The organism is Liquorilactobacillus uvarum DSM 19971 (assembly GCF_001434935.1).
Classification (GTDB): domain Bacteria; phylum Bacillota; class Bacilli; order Lactobacillales; family Lactobacillaceae; genus Liquorilactobacillus; species Liquorilactobacillus uvarum.
This window is the reverse complement of the sequence record NZ_AZEG01000003.1, coordinates 110737-128016: the sequence shown is the minus strand read 5'-3', so window position 1 is coordinate 128016 and position 17280 is coordinate 110737. Positions and strand designations below refer to the sequence as shown.

Annotated in this window: 22 protein-coding genes and 1 tRNA gene; 4 read left to right on the top strand and 19 right to left on the bottom strand. The window is 36.1% G+C overall.

Annotated features, from left to right (window positions below):
• Positions 1-2 precede the first annotated feature (2 nt).
• From FD20_RS02535 to asnB, 8 genes are all read right to left on the bottom strand, one after another.
• Positions 3-1487 carry a UDP-N-acetylmuramoyl-L-alanyl-D-glutamate--2,6-diaminopimelate ligase gene (locus FD20_RS02535; RefSeq protein WP_057736016.1) on the bottom strand — a complete coding sequence of 495 codons (1485 nt, stop codon included), beginning with the start codon at positions 1485-1487 and terminating at the stop codon, positions 3-5.
• Between the two features lie 17 nt (positions 1488-1504).
• A complete protein-coding gene (locus FD20_RS02530) occupies positions 1505-3655 on the bottom strand; it encodes a penicillin-binding transpeptidase domain-containing protein (RefSeq protein WP_057736015.1) in 2151 nt (716 codons plus the stop codon).
• Positions 3652-4017, bottom strand: coding sequence for a cell division protein FtsL (gene ftsL / locus FD20_RS02525; RefSeq protein WP_057736014.1), 366 nt, complete (start codon positions 4015-4017; stop codon positions 3652-3654). The genes FD20_RS02530 and ftsL overlap by 4 nt, the downstream gene beginning before the upstream one ends.
• Before the next feature lie 18 nt (positions 4018-4035).
• Complete coding sequence (rsmH, locus tag FD20_RS02520) at positions 4036-4989, bottom strand: 16S rRNA (cytosine(1402)-N(4))-methyltransferase RsmH (RefSeq protein WP_057736013.1); 954 nt, start codon at positions 4987-4989, stop codon at positions 4036-4038.
• A 10-nt stretch (positions 4990-4999) separates the two neighbouring features.
• Positions 5000-5431 (bottom strand): division/cell wall cluster transcriptional repressor MraZ, encoded by a 432-nt coding sequence (gene mraZ, locus FD20_RS02515; RefSeq protein ID WP_057736012.1) that lies wholly within the window; start codon positions 5429-5431, stop codon positions 5000-5002.
• Positions 5432-5716: 285 nt separating this feature from the next.
• A complete protein-coding gene (locus FD20_RS02510) occupies positions 5717-6088 on the bottom strand; it encodes a DUF3397 family protein (protein ID WP_057736011.1) in 372 nt (123 codons plus the stop codon).
• A 1-nt stretch (position 6089) separates the two neighbouring features.
• On the bottom strand, positions 6090-7292 hold the full coding sequence (dapG, locus tag FD20_RS02505) for an aspartate kinase (RefSeq protein WP_057736010.1): 1203 nt from the start codon (positions 7290-7292) through the stop codon (positions 6090-6092).
• 32 nt (positions 7293-7324) lie between these two features.
• The gene (gene asnB / locus FD20_RS02500; protein ID WP_057736009.1) at positions 7325-9211 is read right to left on the bottom strand and encodes an asparagine synthase (glutamine-hydrolyzing); all 1887 of its coding nucleotides are present in this window, start codon (positions 9209-9211) and stop codon (positions 7325-7327) included.
• A 185-nt stretch (positions 9212-9396) separates the two neighbouring features.
• Between asnB and FD20_RS12940 the strand changes: the two genes are divergently transcribed.
• Positions 9397-9534, top strand: coding sequence for a DUF4044 domain-containing protein (locus FD20_RS12940; RefSeq protein ID WP_420864732.1), 138 nt, complete (start codon positions 9397-9399; stop codon positions 9532-9534).
• A gap of 547 nt (positions 9535-10081) precedes the next feature.
• On the opposite strand, the gene FD20_RS02495 is transcribed toward FD20_RS12940, so the two are convergent.
• Positions 10082-10291: a hypothetical protein gene (locus FD20_RS02495; RefSeq protein ID WP_057736008.1), complete on the bottom strand. Its 210-nt coding sequence runs from the start codon at positions 10289-10291 to the stop codon at positions 10082-10084.
• Between the two features lie 261 nt (positions 10292-10552).
• On the opposite strand from FD20_RS02495, the gene FD20_RS02490 reads away from it, so the two are divergent.
• From FD20_RS02490 to FD20_RS02480, 3 genes are all read left to right on the top strand, one after another.
• A complete protein-coding gene (locus tag FD20_RS02490; protein ID WP_057736007.1) occupies positions 10553-10870 on the top strand; it encodes a helix-turn-helix domain-containing protein in 318 nt (105 codons plus the stop codon).
• Positions 10871-10910: 40 nt separating this feature from the next.
• Complete coding sequence (locus tag FD20_RS02485) at positions 10911-11348, top strand: ImmA/IrrE family metallo-endopeptidase (RefSeq protein WP_057736006.1); 438 nt, start codon at positions 10911-10913, stop codon at positions 11346-11348.
• A 385-nt stretch (positions 11349-11733) separates the two neighbouring features.
• On the top strand, positions 11734-12042 hold the full coding sequence (locus FD20_RS02480) for a hypothetical protein (RefSeq protein WP_057736005.1): 309 nt from the start codon (positions 11734-11736) through the stop codon (positions 12040-12042).
• Positions 12043-12167: 125 nt separating this feature from the next.
• Here FD20_RS02480 and FD20_RS02475 read toward each other — a convergent pair.
• The 10 genes from FD20_RS02475 to FD20_RS02435 form a co-directional block, all read right to left on the bottom strand.
• Positions 12168-12239: transfer RNA gene (locus FD20_RS02475), tRNA-Asn, on the bottom strand.
• A 98-nt stretch (positions 12240-12337) separates the two neighbouring features.
• A complete protein-coding gene (locus tag FD20_RS02470) occupies positions 12338-12640 on the bottom strand; it encodes a hypothetical protein (RefSeq protein ID WP_057736004.1) in 303 nt (100 codons plus the stop codon).
• A 407-nt stretch (positions 12641-13047) separates the two neighbouring features.
• Complete coding sequence (gene rplS, locus FD20_RS02465; RefSeq protein ID WP_057736003.1) at positions 13048-13398, bottom strand: 50S ribosomal protein L19; 351 nt, start codon at positions 13396-13398, stop codon at positions 13048-13050.
• Positions 13355-13501, bottom strand: a complete 147-nt coding sequence (locus FD20_RS13515; protein WP_162255609.1) for a hypothetical protein — start codon at positions 13499-13501, stop codon at positions 13355-13357. The genes rplS and FD20_RS13515 overlap by 44 nt, the downstream gene beginning before the upstream one ends.
• Before the next feature lie 6 nt (positions 13502-13507).
• Entirely contained in the window at positions 13508-14236 is a 729-nt protein-coding gene (trmD, locus tag FD20_RS02460; protein WP_057736002.1) for a tRNA (guanosine(37)-N1)-methyltransferase TrmD, read from the bottom strand.
• Positions 14236-14751 carry a ribosome maturation factor RimM gene (gene rimM, locus FD20_RS02455; protein WP_057736001.1) on the bottom strand — a complete coding sequence of 172 codons (516 nt, stop codon included), beginning with the start codon at positions 14749-14751 and terminating at the stop codon, positions 14236-14238. Before rimM ends, trmD begins: the two co-directional genes overlap by 1 nt.
• 67 nt (positions 14752-14818) lie before the next feature.
• Positions 14819-15067 carry a KH domain-containing protein gene (locus FD20_RS02450; protein ID WP_057736000.1) on the bottom strand — a complete coding sequence of 83 codons (249 nt, stop codon included), beginning with the start codon at positions 15065-15067 and terminating at the stop codon, positions 14819-14821.
• A gap of 11 nt (positions 15068-15078) precedes the next feature.
• Positions 15079-15354, bottom strand: a complete 276-nt coding sequence (gene rpsP / locus FD20_RS02445; RefSeq protein ID WP_057735999.1) for a 30S ribosomal protein S16 — start codon at positions 15352-15354, stop codon at positions 15079-15081.
• 119 nt (positions 15355-15473) lie between these two features.
• Entirely contained in the window at positions 15474-16907 is a 1434-nt protein-coding gene (gene ffh / locus FD20_RS02440) for a signal recognition particle protein (RefSeq protein ID WP_057735998.1), read from the bottom strand.
• Positions 16908-16923: 16 nt separating this feature from the next.
• Positions 16924-17262, bottom strand: a complete 339-nt coding sequence (locus FD20_RS02435) for a putative DNA-binding protein (RefSeq protein ID WP_057735997.1) — start codon at positions 17260-17262, stop codon at positions 16924-16926.
• Between the last annotated feature and the right edge of the window lie 18 nt (positions 17263-17280).

Below are 17280 nucleotides of genomic sequence, written 5' to 3'. Positions count from 1 at the left end.
GCCTAAAACGCTCCTCTTTTCTTGAATGCTTGCTCGGCTTCTTCAACATCATCGAAATGATTTTTCTTTCCGTTTATGATTTGATAATCCTCATGGCCTTTCCCAGCAATTAAAACAATGTCACTAGGCTGAGCTTTTTCGATAGCATACTCAATAGCTGCTCGACGATCAACTATAACCTTTACATCACTATTTTGAGGAATACCTTGAAGCATATCCTCAATAATTTTTTGTGGATCTTCCGAACGTGGATTATCTGAGGTAAAAATCGGATAGTCACTATACTGCAGTGCTATTTGAGCCATTTTAGGCCTTTTCCCATGGTCACGATCTCCTCCGCAACCAATAACACAGAAAACTTTTCTTTTTGCAAAATCATTGATTGTCTCTAAAGCATTAAGCAGACCGTCAGGTGTGTGTGAGTAATCAACAATTGCACTAATTCCTAAAGGTGTCGGAATCAGCTGTAACCTACCTTTGACACCCTTGAAAGACGTTAAAGTAGATATAATTTCCTTCGAATCTAAACCGGCAGTATATGCTGCTGCATATGAGGCCAAAATATTGTAAACATTAAATAAACCAACCATCTTGACTTTTAAGTGCTGCTTTTTCCCAAAAACGCTCAAATCAAAATCGGTTCCCTGACTGTGAATAACAATATTCGTTGCCCTGATCATTGCTTCATGCTTAACCCCATAAGTTAAAACATGAGCGGCAGTATCTTCTTCCAATTTTCTCCCTACAGGATCATCAACATTCAAAATTGCAACTTTGCAATCTTTTTTAGCTCCATATCCGTTACCCAATTGTGAAAATAGCAAACTTTTAGCATGGGCGTAATTAGCCATTGTTTTATGATAATCTAAATGATCACGCGTTAAGTTAGTAAAGACTGCAATATCAAAATCAATACCCCAAACTCGACCTTGAACAAGTGCAATAGAAGAAACCTCCATTGCAACGGAAGAAACATCTTGTTTAACCATTTCGTTCAAAGTACGTTGCAACGTGATGATGTCAGGTGTTGTATTTTTCGTAGGATAAATTTTTTTACCAATTCGCCGATACATCGTTCCAATTAACCCAGTTTTTTCACCGTGTTCGCGAAAAATTTCTTCAATAATATGCGTCACAGTTGTTTTCCCATTTGTGCCTGTCACACCAATCATTCGCATTGCTTCACTTGGAGATCCATAAAACTTGTCGCTCAAAATTGCCATCGCTCTGTTTGTGTTTTCAACATACACAACAGGACGATCTCCGCAAGCCACCTTTTTTTGCGCAACAATCATAGCCGCACCTTTTTTAACCGCTTCATTCACAAGTGTATGTCCATCAATACGGGAACCTGAAATTGCGATAAAAATACTATTTTGAGTAATCTCGCGTGTGTCTTGTGTAACTGCTGAAACTAAAAAATCATCGTATTTTTCAGGTACCACTTGTTTAAATTTCAAACTTTTAATTAATCTACTTGCTAACATTTTTTACCTCATCATTCCTACTTTAACTGTACATTTACCGATTCAACATCGCTAAGTGATTTATTTGTTGCAACACTTTGTGAATTCACATATCCTGTTCCCGAGATATTAAATTTTATTCCCAATAGACTAGATAATTTTAACACATCACTTCGCGACCAACCACTGATATCCGGCATTGTCTTTTCACCATTCGTCAAAATGATTACTCGTTCACCTGACAACAAGACACTATTTTTAGAAACGGATTGTGCAATAACTTTGTTGCCATTTCCAATAGTAGTTACAAAAAGTCCCGCCCCGCTTAATTTCATTTTAGCTACCGTTGTACTTTTCCCAACGACATCTGCAACTTTTATCTGCGGGGTAGACGTTGTCGTTTCTTTATCTTCTTCCAACGCCCTTTTCATGACAGGATTAAAAACAGATGCTAGCATTTGGCTAGATGTCCCATTTCCCATTGTTGAAGGTTGTTTCATTGTGATATATAAAATGTATTTAGGATTGGTTGCAGGTGCCATTCCGACAACTGAAAAAATATAATTTGTATCGCCTGTCAGATAGCCAGTCCCTGAGGAATTTCCAATCTGTGCTGTTCCTGTTTTAACACCTATGCGGTATCCGTCAATCTTATATGCTGAGCCAGTACCATTTTTATCATAAACAACATCTTGCATCATCTCTAGCACTTTATTAGCCGTTTCTTTTTTGATAGGTTGTCCAACGATATCTGTCTTGTTCTTTAAAATAACCTTACCATTGTTCGGGTTCACAATTTTTTTAACAATTTGAGGTTTAACCATTTTACCACCATTTGCAATTGCAGAAAAAGCCTGCATCATTTGTAGACCTGTAACTGTAACACCTTGCCCATAAGCGGTATTTGCCTGATCGATTGGATACTTATATTCAATGCTTCCACTAGCTTCGTTAGGAATAACAGAACCTGTAGATTTCAACAATCCAAAACGTTTGATATATTTTAACCAAACTTTACTTCCCATTGTCTGTTCAAGATGAGCCATTCCAACGTTGGAAGAACGGACAAAAGCATCCTGATATGTAATATAACCCCAGCCGTTTGTATCCCAATCGTCAATCGTTTTTCCATCAATTTTATATGTTCCTGATTTGAAGGTGCTGCTGCTATTATATATACCACTGTCAATAGCCGCAGACATCGTTAGAACTTTCATCGTCGACCCCGGCTCATAGCTGTCTTCTGCCAATGTGTTTCTCCAAACCTGATCGATGCCCTCTTTTGTTTGTGCATTGAACGTTGGCCGCTGACTGGCAGCAACAATTTCGCCAGTGTGCGCATTCATCAAAATTGCATTTGTAGAAGCGGGATGATATTTATTTTGTGCTTGCGTCAATAATGTTTCCAAATATGTTTGCAGTCTGGAGTCAATTGTCGTATAAACATTGTCGCCGTCTTTTGCCTTTTGTGTTTTTATTTTTTTGCCTGGAATAGGAGTACCGTGGACGTCTTTTTCGAAACTTCTGACTCCATTTACACCAGTCAAATCACTGTTAAAGGCCTTCTCAAGACCCATGACCCCCACCATTTTTCCAGATTCATTTTCCGCTATTCCAACAATGTGGGAAGCAAAAACTCCGTTCGGATAAAGACGAGCCTGTGATTCTTTAAAATTAATACCTGTTATCCCTGCAGATGCTATTTTTTTCTTAGTTTCAAGTGAAATATTTTTGCCAGCATTACTAAGTTCAACTTGGTAGGTATCCTTATCTACCGGGTTCAGAATTTTCTTCACCCTTTCATAACTTATTGGTAAATTTTTACTTAAGACACGAGCTGCTTTATTTTTGTCTTTATCAGACAAATATTCTCTTTTTCCGAAAGCAACTGCTTTTTTAGAAAGAATAATATAAATCGAGTAAGTCGATGTATCCTCAGCGATCGGTTGATTATCAGCATCATAAATTGTTCCACGCTGTGCCTTTACTTCTGTTTTACTTGCGTAAAGCTGTGCAACCCTTTTAGGAAGATTTACCCCATCAACGCGCTTATAAATGCCGACATAAAAAAAACGACTGATAAATATCACAAATATCAATCCTACAATAAAAAATACCCCTATGCCAAAGTGTTTTCTATTATATTGCCACTCGCGTTTATTTACCTGTCGTTTATTTTTTAGACTCATTTGTTAACATTCCTTATATTTTGTTCATTCATCGTCAAACCAGCATTTTTAGCAACTTCCATTAAGCGACTGCGACTCGACAATTCACTAACTTCTTGTTTCTTATCAACATTTTTGTTTTGAGTGTTTGCAATTTTTTGATTAACATTCTGCAGATTATACTGTGCTTTTGATAAAGCAATTTTTGAAGAAACCACGCTTATCATCAAAACCATCGTTACTAAACTTGCGACTATAAGCACAGTTACTTCAAGGTGTGACATCGAAACATGACTAGTTTGTCTCTCTATTTCAGTGTTATGTATTGGAGCTGTTCTCTTTTTTGGTTGAACCGCTAATTTTCTTACCGCATTTTGTGGCATCATATCACACCCTTTCGTTTATTTGATTGCGATTCGTTCAATAATCCGCAGCTTAGCAGAATGAGCTCTGTGATTGACTGTCAGTTCTTCCAGCTGAGGTTTAATAGGTTTTTTGTTAACAAGACGATATGAAGGCAGCTGATCCTTAGGAATAACAGGCAAACCTGGTGGAAGATCAGATATCTGACTCTTTTCCTTAAACATTGATTTCACGAGACGATCTTCAAGTGACTGAAATGTAATCACACTTATCCGCCCTCCAACATTGAGCATGTCTAGCGCCTGTGACAATGATTCTTCTAACGCACCCAATTCATCGTTTACTGCAATTCGAACTGCTTGAAAAACACGCTTAGCTGGATGTCCGCCTTTGCGGCGAGCACGTGCTGGAATTGCTTCTTTAATAATTTCGACAAGCTGATCAGTTGTTTCAATTTTCGCAAGTTCCCGTTTTTTTTCAATATGGCGTGCAATTGATTTAGCATATTTTTCTTCACCATATCGAAAAAAGATACGTACTAATTCAGCATAACTCCACTCATTGACGATCTGTTTGGCATCCAAGCTTTGAGCTTGATTCATACGCATATCTAACGGTGCATCATAACGATAGCTAAAACCACGCTGTGCATTGTCAAACTGTGGAGACGAAACGCCTAAATCATAAAGAACCCCATCCAGACGGTCAATTCCATGATGAGAAAGCTGCTTTTTTAACTCGCGGAAATTAGCTTGTATGAAAGTTAATTTTTTTTCCTTCAAAGCAAAAGCCAGCTCGCCTTGATTAAAATCAATCGCAGTTTGATCTTGATCAAAAGCATACAAATGTCCATTAGCTGAAAGTGCATTTAAAATCTGTTTACTGTGTCCGCCACCACCTAAAGTACAGTCCACATAAACTCCATTTTTCTTCACAGCCAATCCCGAGACAGCTTCATGAAGAAGGACCGTTGTATGTTCAAATTTATCCACTCGTTCTTCCTCACAATCCAAAATCAATCATTTTCTCTGCAATATCGTCAAAATCTACTTCTACTTCCTTTGAGAATTCATCCCAACGATCTTCTGCCCAAATCTCAAATCTATTTGAAACACCAACAACCACACATTTTTTATCTAACGCCGCATGTCCGCGCAGTGACTTAGGTATGCTGACTCTGCCTTGTTTGTCAAAATCACATTCAGTAGCAGCAGAGTAAAAGAATCTAACAAAAGCCCGTGCATCTTTTTTAGTTAATGGGAGTTTCTGCAATTTTTCCTGGAGAAGTTCCCACTCTTTTTGGGGGTAACCAAATAGACAACCATCCATCCCTCTTGTCATTACAAAATTATTTCCGAGATCATCACGGAATTTTGCAGGAATAATTAGACGTCCCTTGATATCAATCGTATGTCGATATTCCCCCATAAACATGAAGATGCACCTCCTCCGACAGTACTACACCTTGATATTACCACAATCCCCCACTTTAAGCCACATTTTCACACATCATTACCACCTTTGTTATTTACTTGTAAATTTTGACATCAATAATCATAAATTATGTTTTACCAGCGTTGTCTTTTATCTAAAATTTAGAGTTAATAAATTGTCGAAAAATAATCATCAAGTACCATAGATAAACAAAAAAGCCCAATTAAAAAGTAGTTCAACACCACTTTCTAACTGGACCTGCTTAAAAACTGTATCACTAAATCCTTAATAAATCTGACCCGTTATTTTGAAGATAATCAATCCACAATAAATAATAATGATCGCAAGGTCAACAAAACGCCAATAACGTAAAAAGAAAGCACTATAAATTAACTCTCCTTTTACAAAACCATGGACCAATGTCATAAAAATCCCCCAAACTGCCATTCCCAACAAAATATAGGGAACAATAGAATTTCCGCTTTTATTAAGCGTTAAAAAATGAGCACCTACAAACATAAAAAAAATCACTATATCTATTGGCAGGAGTTTTTGAGGTAGAATCTTTGGGACTTTCTTTTTTACAAGAGAAACTAATATCCATATAACCGCTAAAATCAACAACTGATAGTACCAAACACTTAAGATTGACACCATTTTAATTATCATCCAACAAGAATTTATCGTGCAAAACATTTACCGCTTCTTCTAAATCTTTTTGATGGACCAATACCCAAATAGTAGTATAACTGTCAGTTGTTTGAAGTATTTTTATGTTTTTTCGAGAAAGTGCTGAGACAATTCGAGCAGTTATTCCAGGAGTTCCCATAATTCCAGCTCCTACAATCGAAACTTTAACACAATCATCGATAATTTTAGCAGGTATTTTTTTTTCAGCTAGAATTCTTTTAGCTGCTTCTGCCTCTTCATGTTTTAAATTAAAAACAATTTTTTCAGGCAAAATATTAATGAAATCAACACTTAAATGATTAGAAGCCAACAAATCAAATATCTTCTCGGATGAATAATCTGCTGTAGACACACTAAACTGTGTTAAACCTATTTGATGTGCAATTCCAGTCACACTTCTGTAATGTTGAATCGAAAGATTGCGATCAGAGACAAGTGTACCCAACTCATCAAGTCCATCCCAAGTTGACCTAATTCTCAATGGAACATGCGCTTGCTGTGCAACTTCGACAGCGCGCGGATGAATAACCTTAGCTCCTTCATGCGCCATATTTGCGACTTCTTCGTAGCTAACATTTTTTAGAAAGCGTGCTTTCTTGACCAATCTTGGATCAGCAGTCATCATTCCAGCTACATCAGTAAAAATATCAACTCTTTCTGCACCTAGAGCAGCCCCTAACAGAGCTGCTGAAGTATCACTTCCACCTCGACCAAGCGTTGTCACATGCCCTTCTTTCGACAATCCTTGAAAACCGGCAACGACTACAACATCATTTTGCATAAAAGCATTTAAAATTCCATCAGTTTTTACATCGATCACCTTAGCATTTTGATATTCATTATTAGTTCTAAAACCTGCATCCGGACCGTTCATCGCAGTTGCTAAGAAACCCTTTTTTTTCAATAGTTCCGTGAAAACTGCAGTAGAAATAACTTCACCGACCGAAACAATCATGTCAAGTTCACGCGCATCAAGCTTTGTCCTCTCCCCATCAATAAGACTCAATAAAGAGTCAGTTGCATAAGGCGCCCCTTTGCGACCAATAGCAGAAACAACAACAGCAACTTTGTATCCCTCAGAAACAGTGTAACGAACGTGTTCAGCAGCCTTACACCTTGCCGCATAATCTCTTACAGATGTTCCACCAAACTTTTGGACCATTATCTTCATTGCCTTTTCTCCTCTGATTCAACATTAAAAATTTAAAAATCTAACTGCTGCACAGTTTGAGAATCCATTAGCTCTGGACTCTCAACATAAATTTTATACCATGTCATGAAAGTTAAAATCGTCCAAAGTTTTCGCGAATTATCTCTTTTTTGTTCACGGTGATCTTCCAGCAATTTCAAGAAATAGTTTTTATTAAAGTATTGATCAGTTTGTGATTCCTCTATGATGTTTCTAGCCCAATCATACATTTCGTCGCGTAACCAGAAACGAATCGGTACTGGAAAACCTAGTTTTTTGCGATTAAGCACATGATCCGGTACTACACCCTCGGCAGCCTTACGCAAAATATACTTAGTTGTGCCATGTGCTATTCGCAAATCTGCAGGTATTTCGCTAGCAACAGCGAACACCTCTTTGTCTAAAAACGGTGTCCTAAGCTCTAAACTATGTGCCATTGTGGTGCGGTCTGCATTATGCAGTAAATCACCATTAAGCCATGCATGCATATCAATAAACTGCATCTTGCTTATTGGATCATATGCAAGCGCATCATGATAAAAAGGCTTGGTTATGGACTGCAATGGATGTGCATCATTATAGTTTTTAATAAATTTGTGCTTTTCACCTTCGTTAAAGATAAATGCATTCCCAACGTAACGATCTTCAAGCGGTGTCGTTCCGCGCAAAATGAAGCTGCGCCCCTTAACTCCCTCTGGCATCATGTGTGCTATCTTGTTTAAAACACCATTAAGTGGCTTAGTATAGCGGAAAGGTTTAAGTGATTCGGGTTCATGATAAATCGTATATCCCCCAAACAACTCATCAGCCCCCTCACCTGTTAATGCCACCTTAACACGTTTACGAGCATCCCTAGCGACAAAATATTGCGGAACAGCAGCTGGATCAGCCAAGGGATCATCCATACTCCAAACAAAATGTGGAAATACTTTCATAAATTCTTCCGGTGTAATAATTGAGCTGTAATTCTTAACTCCCAATTTCTCTGCTGTTTCTTTTGCTACATCTATTTCACTGTACCCCTCACGCTGAAAACCAACGGAGATCGTCTCCAACTGAGCATTAAAATGTTTAGCGATAGCAACAATAATTGAAGAATCAATTCCACCAGAAAGGAAAGAGCCAACTGGAACATCTGCACGCATATGCTTCTCAACCGAATCAAATAAAACATCACGAACCTTTTTGATATATTCATTCTCAGGCCTAATTACAGGTTTGAATTGCGCATAGTAATAACGCTTTTTCTTTGGTTCCTCACCTAATTTTTTGATCAAATAATATCCTGGCTCTAACATCCTTATTTCTTTCGTCAATGTTTCTGGTTCAGGCACGAACTGAAAAGTCATGTAGTCCTGTAGTGCACTTCGATCAAAAGTTTTTTGTTGCATAACTTTGTAAATTGCTTTGCTTTCTGATCCATAATAAAAATTATCATCTATTATCGCGTAATAGAAAGGTTTTATACCAAAATGGTCGCGCGCCGCAAAAAAAGTTTTTTCTTGGCGATCCCAAATAACAAAAGCATACATACCTCTGAAAAATTTCACACAATCTTCCTTGTGCTTAGCATACATTGCTAAAATAACTTCAGAATCAGAATCAGTTTTAAACTCATAACCTTCTTTTTTCAATTCCGTCCGCAATTCTAAATAATTATATATTTCACCATTGAAAGTCATCCAATAACGTTCATTATCATAAGAGAGCGGTTGATGTCCGCCCTCCAAATCAATGATACTCAAACGTCTAAAACCCATTGTAATATTTTTGTCTTCAAAATACCCATCATCATCAGGGCCTCTATGAACAATCATTTTATTCATTTTCTTGATCATTTCATTATATTTTTTACCAGTATCTTTTTCAATATCAGATAAACACCCTACGAAACCGCACATAATTTGCACCTCTTCTGGTTATTTTTCTACTCGCTATATTATAATTGTTTATCTCACTGATTTCAATTTGTTTCATATTTCGTAAACTTTTTTTCATCTTTTTTCCTAAGAAATAGAATCTACTTGCTCAATCCAATCCATTTGACATAAACAAGCTGATAACTGTATAGTAAATTGTAAAATAATTGAAAGGTGAATATATTTTGGCGAAAAAAAAGAAAAGTCTCTTCAACAAAATAACGATGATCGTTGTATGGATTATGATTATTGCAACCTTAGGAACTGTAGTTTTATCTGCTATCTTCTCAGTAATGGGCTACTAACCTGACAGCTAATTCGGCTTAAAATTTAAAACAGTTAACGATTAACTCCAGCTAAAAATCGATGTTTATTCGATTTTTAGCTGGAGTTTTTCCATTGCCTTAAAAACAAATTTAAAATCAACCACTGCTTGCACTAACACAAATAAGATGATTTGTTAAAGCTATACTATATATCTGTTCGAAATGACTTGGCGGTTTTAAAAAAAATGGCAACTAATAATTTGCTTAATTGCATAAAAAGGTATGCCAATAGCCGTTTGTAATGCTCGCATCTGACTGTTTAAATATACTAATTCGCATAAAACAAGGCACTGAGTCAAAATGAAGAATATTTTGATTCAGTGCCTTTCTAATCTAACACAATCTATTATTTTCACATTAAAGTGTTGCGGAACTGATCCTCATAACTTTGGAAAAGGTTTGTTTAGAACAACTTTTATTCTATTTCCCAAATTTATCAAGATGCACCTATTACTTCTGGAATACGTATTTTCTCTTTGAACAGGATTCCGATCATCATTAACAAAAAATGCCCTATTCTCTTTTTTTAGTCATCCATTCCGACATATCTTTTTATTTCGTTTAACCTTTCTTTAGTATTCACTGAGTTAGCAACACGACCATTTATTAATTGATTAACATACGGTTTGGAAAGCCCAAAATGATTTGCAATATCTGTTTGTGAACTCGGTTTAATTCCCATTCGCTTGTTACGTTTTAAACATATCAAAATAGCATCAGCAAATTCATATGACATAATTTCCACCTCTCATTGTCTATTTATCTTGTTATCTAAAAAATTAGTTAATAAATTTGACGGTACTTAAACGTTATTATAGAATCAACGATAAGCATTGTTTTAGAACACTGGAACCGACTTATGAGGACTAGTTCAATTTAATTAGATTAAATAAATTGAAAATCTTTTTCTTTATCAACAATTATACTAACTTATATGTTAGATTTCAATGCTTTTTCTAACTTTTTAGTTATAAACATTATATTTAGGAGACTTGAGATGACTGCTGTTGACCGTATTAAAAAATTAGCTAAAGATCATGACGTATCTGTCTATGAGTTAGAAGCAGAACTAGGATTTGGCCGCAATACTATCTATCAGTGGAACAAAAGGACACCCTCAGCCGAACGTGTCAAAAAAGTGGCTGATTATTTTGGGGTCTCATTGGACTACATTATGGGCCGTTCACAAAATAATAATCCTCATCCAGAAATCGATCTAGCGGATACAAAAGATGTCATACTAACTTTTGAAGGAAAAACAATTCCTGATGAAGACATAGAATTGATTCAAAAACTTTTACGCAAAAAAGAATAAGCATAGCATTTCAAATCTCCCCTTCGACAGGAGGCATAATATGCAAAGTTGGATTCTAGAGTCGCTGTTATGTAAAGCAAAATTTCTTAGTATCCGGGTTATTTGGTCAAATGAATTAAAACATGATACACCCCCTACTGCTTCCTTTAAACACCGAAGCATCGTTATGAATGAAAATTGGTACAACACTGATGAAATTATTTTTCAATTAGCTCATGAGTTAGGTCATATTCTTACTGGTGATCGTTACGATTCTGCCTTATACCAACAAACTTTCAACCATCATGCTTTGATTGAATACAAAGCAAATTTGGGTGCCATAGAACTTCTCTTGCCTTATTACTGCGAAAATGTAAGCGCAAACTCTGCTAATTCATCTGATTTTATTAATTTATTCTGTATTCCCTCACATCTAACAGAAGATGTAACCAAACTAATGTTGCTCTATTATAAAAAAAGCCAACAGACACCTCACTAATGGATAGTTGCGCTTCTTAATCATGGAATAAAAAACTAAATTGTACATGAAAATGTTATAAACTCATTTTAAATAAGCCAATCCACCTTTTTATAAAACAGAAGCTTATTTATAAGTGAGTTTTTGTTATCTAGTCTGTTTTTACTTTTTATATCATTTACCCTATACGATAAAATTTAAAATAATATTTTTTTATATATTCATTAAAAATAACTTAATTTAAGAATTTTAAAAAACCTATCTTTCTTTTTTTATACATCTCAATATAAGATAAAACTATTACCATTCATTATTTTAAGTTAAATGAAATTACTATACTGTCGATTATTAGAGTAATATTGTTTTTGGGAAAACAACTATTAATTAATAATCGGAGGTAAATTTCATGCACATCAAAGTAAAATTTTTTACATTAAAAGGAATAAGAATATACAAATATCAAGGTGAAAATATCAGAATGCTATTGGAGTATAACGCTGATGGTACATTTAAACAGATCGTTCTATTAACAAAACAGTGTACAATCAACCACTATTTCTTTGATTTTTCACTCAAAGGTGGATTATTAAAAATCACTGCTCCAAATTCTGAATCGAAAAAATATCTAAACAAAAATGAAGAAGAGTTTCAAGTTGCTCTTAACAATATCAATTGTGATATTATTAAAAAACTCACTGACAATATTCTATTCTAACAAATAATTAATTTTTCCCTAAACAATAAAAACCCACCTTCTGTTGAAGAAGATGGGTTCTTAAAAACTCATTTACATAATTACTCCTAACTCAAAAAAAGTTAAGATACTGGTCACACTAATCACTGCTCAGGTAGGGTTCGAACCTACGACCTCTTGATTAACAGTCAATTATTCTACCACTGAACTACTGAGCAATTTAACAACAATATAATTTATACCATAATATTCATTCTATGTAAATAGCAAAAACCAATTTGTTGTTAAAAATAGCAATCCACAAAAAACAATCTAATTACTGAATAATGTTGTCCTTTATACTATCAAAAAGAACATTATCAATTTTAAAAGCGTTTCTAACATCAATCTTGCTCAGCGTGAATTTGCTTGGTTCTTTGAGCAAAGTACTACCATCCATATTTTTTATGCTATCCATTTCTAGATGATTTTCATTAGAAATGATGATTAATGACCCTTCTCCACTGTAATATGAACCATTGGGTGACTCATCTATCATTTCGTTGTCAGTTCCTCTATACACACCTTGCACCTGTTTTCCATTAACTAAAAGTGTAATTGGTTTTATGACTTTAGCCATTCCTATATCCCCCTTTTAAATAAGTTTATCTAAATTAAACACGCGATGCAATAATGGACAAAGGCACTATACAGCGTGTGTACAGTGCCCTCTAATCAAGTTAGTTACATCAAATTTCTTTAAAACTTTATTACAAGAACCGAATCTAAACTCTAGCTTCCACCGATTCCGCCCCAACCTCTACGGAATCATTACAGTTCCCAGACTGCGCCTCTATCATGAAAGATCCATACAAATTAAAAACCCGATCTATAAATTAAATAACGCTTAATATATTATAAGTATACCATAGTTTTCCTAATATTTCGAACATTATCCTTTTGAACAAAGGACCCGCAACTTTTCATATCCACAACATGCAATAAAAAAACCTCGCTTCAGCAAGGTTTTTCGATATTCTCAAACTCTTATTTACGACGTTTTTCAGGAATACGAGCAGCTTTACCATGCAATGCACGTAAGTAGTACAACTTAGCACGACGAACACGCCCCTGATGAATAACTTCAATTTTTTCAACACGTGGTGTATGAACTGGAAATGTACGTTCAACCCCAACACCATTACTGATTTTACGAACAGTATATGTCTCGCTGACGCCTTGACCACGACGCTTTATAACAACACCCTCAAAAAGCTGGATACGTTCACGTGTACCTTCAATAATTCGCGCATACACACGTACAGTATCTCCTGCTCTAAAATCAGGAATGTCGTTACGCAATTGAGATTCTGTAATCTTCTGGATCAATGGATTCATTTTTTTTCTTCCTTTCACCGACATTCATAGCAGATCGCAGCGGAATATCGTTACTGTGGCATAAGCCAGTTTTAAGTTTACCATAGGCTTTGATTTGGTTCAAGGTTTGTCACATCTTTTTCAAATCTTGCAACCATTTTTTCTGCTTATCGCTTAATTCAATTTTTTTCACAAGATCCGGTCGTCTTTCAAGTGTTCGTTTTAAAGATTCTCGCTGACGCCATTCATCAATTTTTTGATGATTACCGCTTAATAGAATATCCGGCACCTTAAGCCCACGATACTCGGAAGGACGTGTATATTGTGGATACTCCAATAAACCATCCGAAAATGAGTCTCCAGGCGCTGATTCATTATTGCCCAGTGTCCCTGGTAGTAATCTAACTGCTGCATCGATGATAACCATTGCGGCCAATTCTCCACCAGTCAAGATATAGTCACCTAAAGAGATCTCATCAGTCACCCTCGTCCTAATGCGGTCATCATACCCTTCATAATGACCGCAAATAAAAGTAAGATGTTTTTTCATCGAAAGCTCTTTAGCAATTTTTTGATTAAATTTGCGTCCAGCTGGATCAACTAAAATAACACTTCCCAATCCTTGATTTTTCTCCTCAATCGCATCCAGAGCATCGAACAGCGGCTGAACTTGCAGAAGCATCCCTGCTCCGCCGCCATATGGATAATCATCAACATGATGCTGTCTATTCTGAGTATAATCACGATAATTAGTGATATCTACATCTACTATTTTATTCTCAATTGCTTTGCCTACAATTGATTGATTGAGTGGGCCTGTGAACATTTCTGGAAATAAACTTAAAATATCAATTTTCATCAGTCATCCAACCCATCCAAAAGCTTGACGCGGACTGTACCTGCCTCAACATTTACTTCTTTAATAACATCTTTAATAGCTGGTAAAAGGAGGTCCTTATTATTTTCTCGCTCTACTACCCAAACATCATTTGCACCCAAACTTAGAATTTCTTTTATCGTTCCAAGTGGTTTCTCAGTTTCATCAATGACATGCAATCCAACTATCTGATGATGATAATAACTTCCATCTGAAAGAGGTTCTTGATCTTGTTCAGATATCATCAATTTACTATTTTTATATTTTTCCATTAAATTGATGTCTTCCATTCCTTCAAAAACTAAAAGTTGAAATTGCTTGAATTTTCGAACTTTTTTTATTGTTAAATTGACTACTTTTTTCCCCTCGTCTTGAAGAATATAAAGTGTTTTTCCTTTTTGGAATCTTTCATCTGCAAAATCTGTTGTGACAGCAACTTTGACTTCGCCTTGAATACCATGGGTATTCACAATACGTCCGACTTCATAGTACTCCATCTTTTCTCCTTCCTATTAAAAAGAAAACCTCTAAACAAAACATTACTGCTTCATCAGGAGGTTTTCATTAATCATTTATGATATTCAGACGAATTCGATATGAATCGTCTCTACATACACTATACACAACAGTTCGAATCGCTTGCACTATCCGACCATGTTTTCCAATCACACGTCCAGTATCACTGGGAGCGACTTTTAAATTAAAATTAACAAAATGACCTTCCTTGACAAGCTGCAAATCAATCTTGTCAGGCTCAGCAACTAGTGGTTTAACAATCGTTACGATTAATTGTTTCGCATCTGCTTCTGTCATTTTACTCAACCTTATTTCTTAGAGAACTTAGCCTCATGAAATTTCTTCATGATTCCTTCTTTTGCAAGAATATTGCGCACAGTATCTGAAGGTTGAGCACCATTTCCCAACCAGTTTAAAATACTTTCTTCTTCAAGAGTTACTTTCTCAGGTTCTGTTAATGGGTTGTATGTGCCGACATTTTCAATAAATCGACCATCACGTGGTGAACGTGAATCTGCAACAACGATTCGGTAGAACGGACGTTTCTTAGAACCCATGCGTTTCAAACGGATTTTAACTGACATTGAATACACCTCCTAATATCTTCTTAACGATAAATAATATACCAGTAATTCGAGCTGGTGTAAAGCATTATTTCTTGACAGATACAAAAAAAAGCTTTTTCAACCCATATTCGGCGCTATTATTTACGCTTTCGTTTACTTCTTAATCTTTTTAGTTTTCTCTTTTTGCTTTTACGCGCCATTGAATTCATTGACATTTTGGCCAATTTTCCAGAAACACCCTTTCCAAACATTCCTTCCATTCCTGAAAAATTTCCCTTTGAGACTTTACTCATCATTTTTTTCATTTGATTAAATTGTTTGATCATCCGGTTAACTTCCTGAATCGGGCGCCCCGAACCAGCCGCTATCCTTCTGCGTCGGCTAGGATTCAACAAATCAGGGTCTTCACGCTCTTTTGATGTCATTGAGTACACAACAGCCTTGGTGTGCTCAATATCTTTGGGATCCACTTTAACGTTCTTCAGAGCCGGATTGTTAGCCATACCCGGAATCATCTTGATAACATCTTCCATTGGCCCCATTTTTTGCAGTTGTTCCATCTGATCAATAAAATCATTGAAATCAAAGCTATTTTCACGCATTTTTGACTGCACTTCAAGGGCTTTCTGCTCATCGAAGTCCTGCTGAGCTTTTTCAATGAGGGTCAACATGTCTCCCATCCCAAGAATACGTGAAGCCATACGATCTGGATAAAAAAGATCCAAATCCGTCATTTTTTCGCCTTGTCCAATAAACTTAATTGGTTTTCCAGTCACTGCGCGAATAGACAATGCTGCACCGCCACGCGTATCACCATCAAGTTTCGTCAAAACGACCCCAGTGACGTCAAGCTGCTCATTAAATCCTCTAGCCACATCAACTGCATTTTGACCTGTCATTGCATCAACGGTCAATAAAATTTCGTTCGGTCCTGCGAGCTCCTTTATTTCTGCCAACTCATTCATCAGTTTTTCATCGATTTGTAAACGACCAGCTGTATCGATGATTACATAATCATTCTTCTTTTCCTTCGCAAGCTCAAGACCTTGACGTACAATCTCAACCGGTGAAACATCTGTTCCTAACGAAAAAACCGGAACCTCGATATTTTCTCCAAGTATTTTCAACTGATCAATAGCAGCTGGTCGATATATATCTCCAGCTATTAACAAAGGACGTGCATTCTGCTCTTTTCTTAATTTTAGAGCAAGTTTTCCTGCAGTCGTCGTCTTTCCGGCTCCTTGGAGTCCAACCATCATAATAATGGTTGGGATCTTAGGTGCTTGATTAAGTGTCGAAACTTCTGACCCCATGACCTTAGTTAATTCATCATTAACAATTTTGACGATCTGTTGTGCAGGAGTCAAGCTCTCTAGAACTTCTGAACCAACAGCTCTCTTTCTGACTTTCTTAACAAAGTCTTTAACAACTTGGAAATTAACATCAGCTTCAAGTAACGCTAATCGTATCTCCCGCATAACCTCTTTTACATCAGATTCACTAACTTTTCCCTTACGTTTTAATTTGCTAATTGCATTTTGTAATCGCTCGGTTAAACCTTCAAATGCCAACTTTAGCCACCAACTTTCATTCTTCTAAGTCTTCTAACTGTTTCGTTAAATTCAGCAATGCCTTGTCACTAGGATATTTTTTCTGAGCATAGCTTATAAGTTCATCAATTTTGCTGTTTTGTAACTGAAAGCGCCGCAACAATTGCAACTTTGTCTCATAAGTCTCAAGAATCTTCTCGGTCCTCTTTATATTATCATAAACAGCTTGTCTTGAAACATGATAGTTTTCAGCAATTTCGCCCAAAGAATAATCATCTCGGTAATAAAGTGCGATATATAGTACTTGTTTTTCCGTTAATAATGGTTCGTAAAACTCAAAAAGTGCATTTATTCGATTCGTTTTCTCGATCGCCATTTTTATTCACACCCATTT

What these genes read in the sequence shown, in the direction of transcription:
- asnB (WP_057736009.1), bottom strand. Translation starts at nt 9,211, where the DNA reads ATGTGCGGTTTCGTAGGGTGTTTATCTGATATTGAAAAAGATACTGGT.
- rplS (WP_057736003.1), bottom strand. Translation starts at nt 13,398, where the DNA reads ATGAATCCATTGATCCAGAAGATTACAGAATCTCAATTGCGTAACGAC.
- FD20_RS02435 (WP_057735997.1), bottom strand. Translation starts at nt 17,262, where the DNA reads ATGGCGATCGAGAAAACGAATCGAATAAATGCACTTTTTGAGTTTTAC.
- ftsL (WP_057736014.1), bottom strand. Translation starts at nt 4,017, where the DNA reads ATGCCACAAAATGCGGTAAGAAAATTAGCGGTTCAACCAAAAAAGAGA.
- FD20_RS02530 (WP_057736015.1), bottom strand. Translation starts at nt 3,655, where the DNA reads ATGAGTCTAAAAAATAAACGACAGGTAAATAAACGCGAGTGGCAATAT.
- rimM (WP_057736001.1), bottom strand. Translation starts at nt 14,751, where the DNA reads ATGGAGTACTATGAAGTCGGACGTATTGTGAATACCCATGGTATTCAA.
- FD20_RS02485 (WP_057736006.1), top strand. Translation starts at nt 10,911, where the DNA reads ATGCAAAGTTGGATTCTAGAGTCGCTGTTATGTAAAGCAAAATTTCTT.
- FD20_RS02480 (WP_057736005.1), top strand. Translation starts at nt 11,734, where the DNA reads ATGCACATCAAAGTAAAATTTTTTACATTAAAAGGAATAAGAATATAC.
- dapG (WP_057736010.1), bottom strand. Translation starts at nt 7,292, where the DNA reads ATGAAGATAATGGTCCAAAAGTTTGGTGGAACATCTGTAAGAGATTAT.
- FD20_RS02470 (WP_057736004.1), bottom strand. Translation starts at nt 12,640, where the DNA reads ATGGCTAAAGTCATAAAACCAATTACACTTTTAGTTAATGGAAAACAG.
- FD20_RS02450 (WP_057736000.1), bottom strand. Translation starts at nt 15,067, where the DNA reads ATGACAGAAGCAGATGCGAAACAATTAATCGTAACGATTGTTAAACCA.
- trmD (WP_057736002.1), bottom strand. Translation starts at nt 14,236, where the DNA reads ATGAAAATTGATATTTTAAGTTTATTTCCAGAAATGTTCACAGGCCCA.
- FD20_RS02535 (WP_057736016.1), bottom strand. Translation starts at nt 1,487, where the DNA reads ATGTTAGCAAGTAGATTAATTAAAAGTTTGAAATTTAAACAAGTGGTA.
- FD20_RS02510 (WP_057736011.1), bottom strand. Translation starts at nt 6,088, where the DNA reads ATGGTGTCAATCTTAAGTGTTTGGTACTATCAGTTGTTGATTTTAGCG.
- FD20_RS02495 (WP_057736008.1), bottom strand. Translation starts at nt 10,291, where the DNA reads ATGTCATATGAATTTGCTGATGCTATTTTGATATGTTTAAAACGTAAC.
- rpsP (WP_057735999.1), bottom strand. Translation starts at nt 15,354, where the DNA reads ATGTCAGTTAAAATCCGTTTGAAACGCATGGGTTCTAAGAAACGTCCG.
- FD20_RS02490 (WP_057736007.1), top strand. Translation starts at nt 10,553, where the DNA reads ATGACTGCTGTTGACCGTATTAAAAAATTAGCTAAAGATCATGACGTA.
- mraZ (WP_057736012.1), bottom strand. Translation starts at nt 5,431, where the DNA reads ATGTTTATGGGGGAATATCGACATACGATTGATATCAAGGGACGTCTA.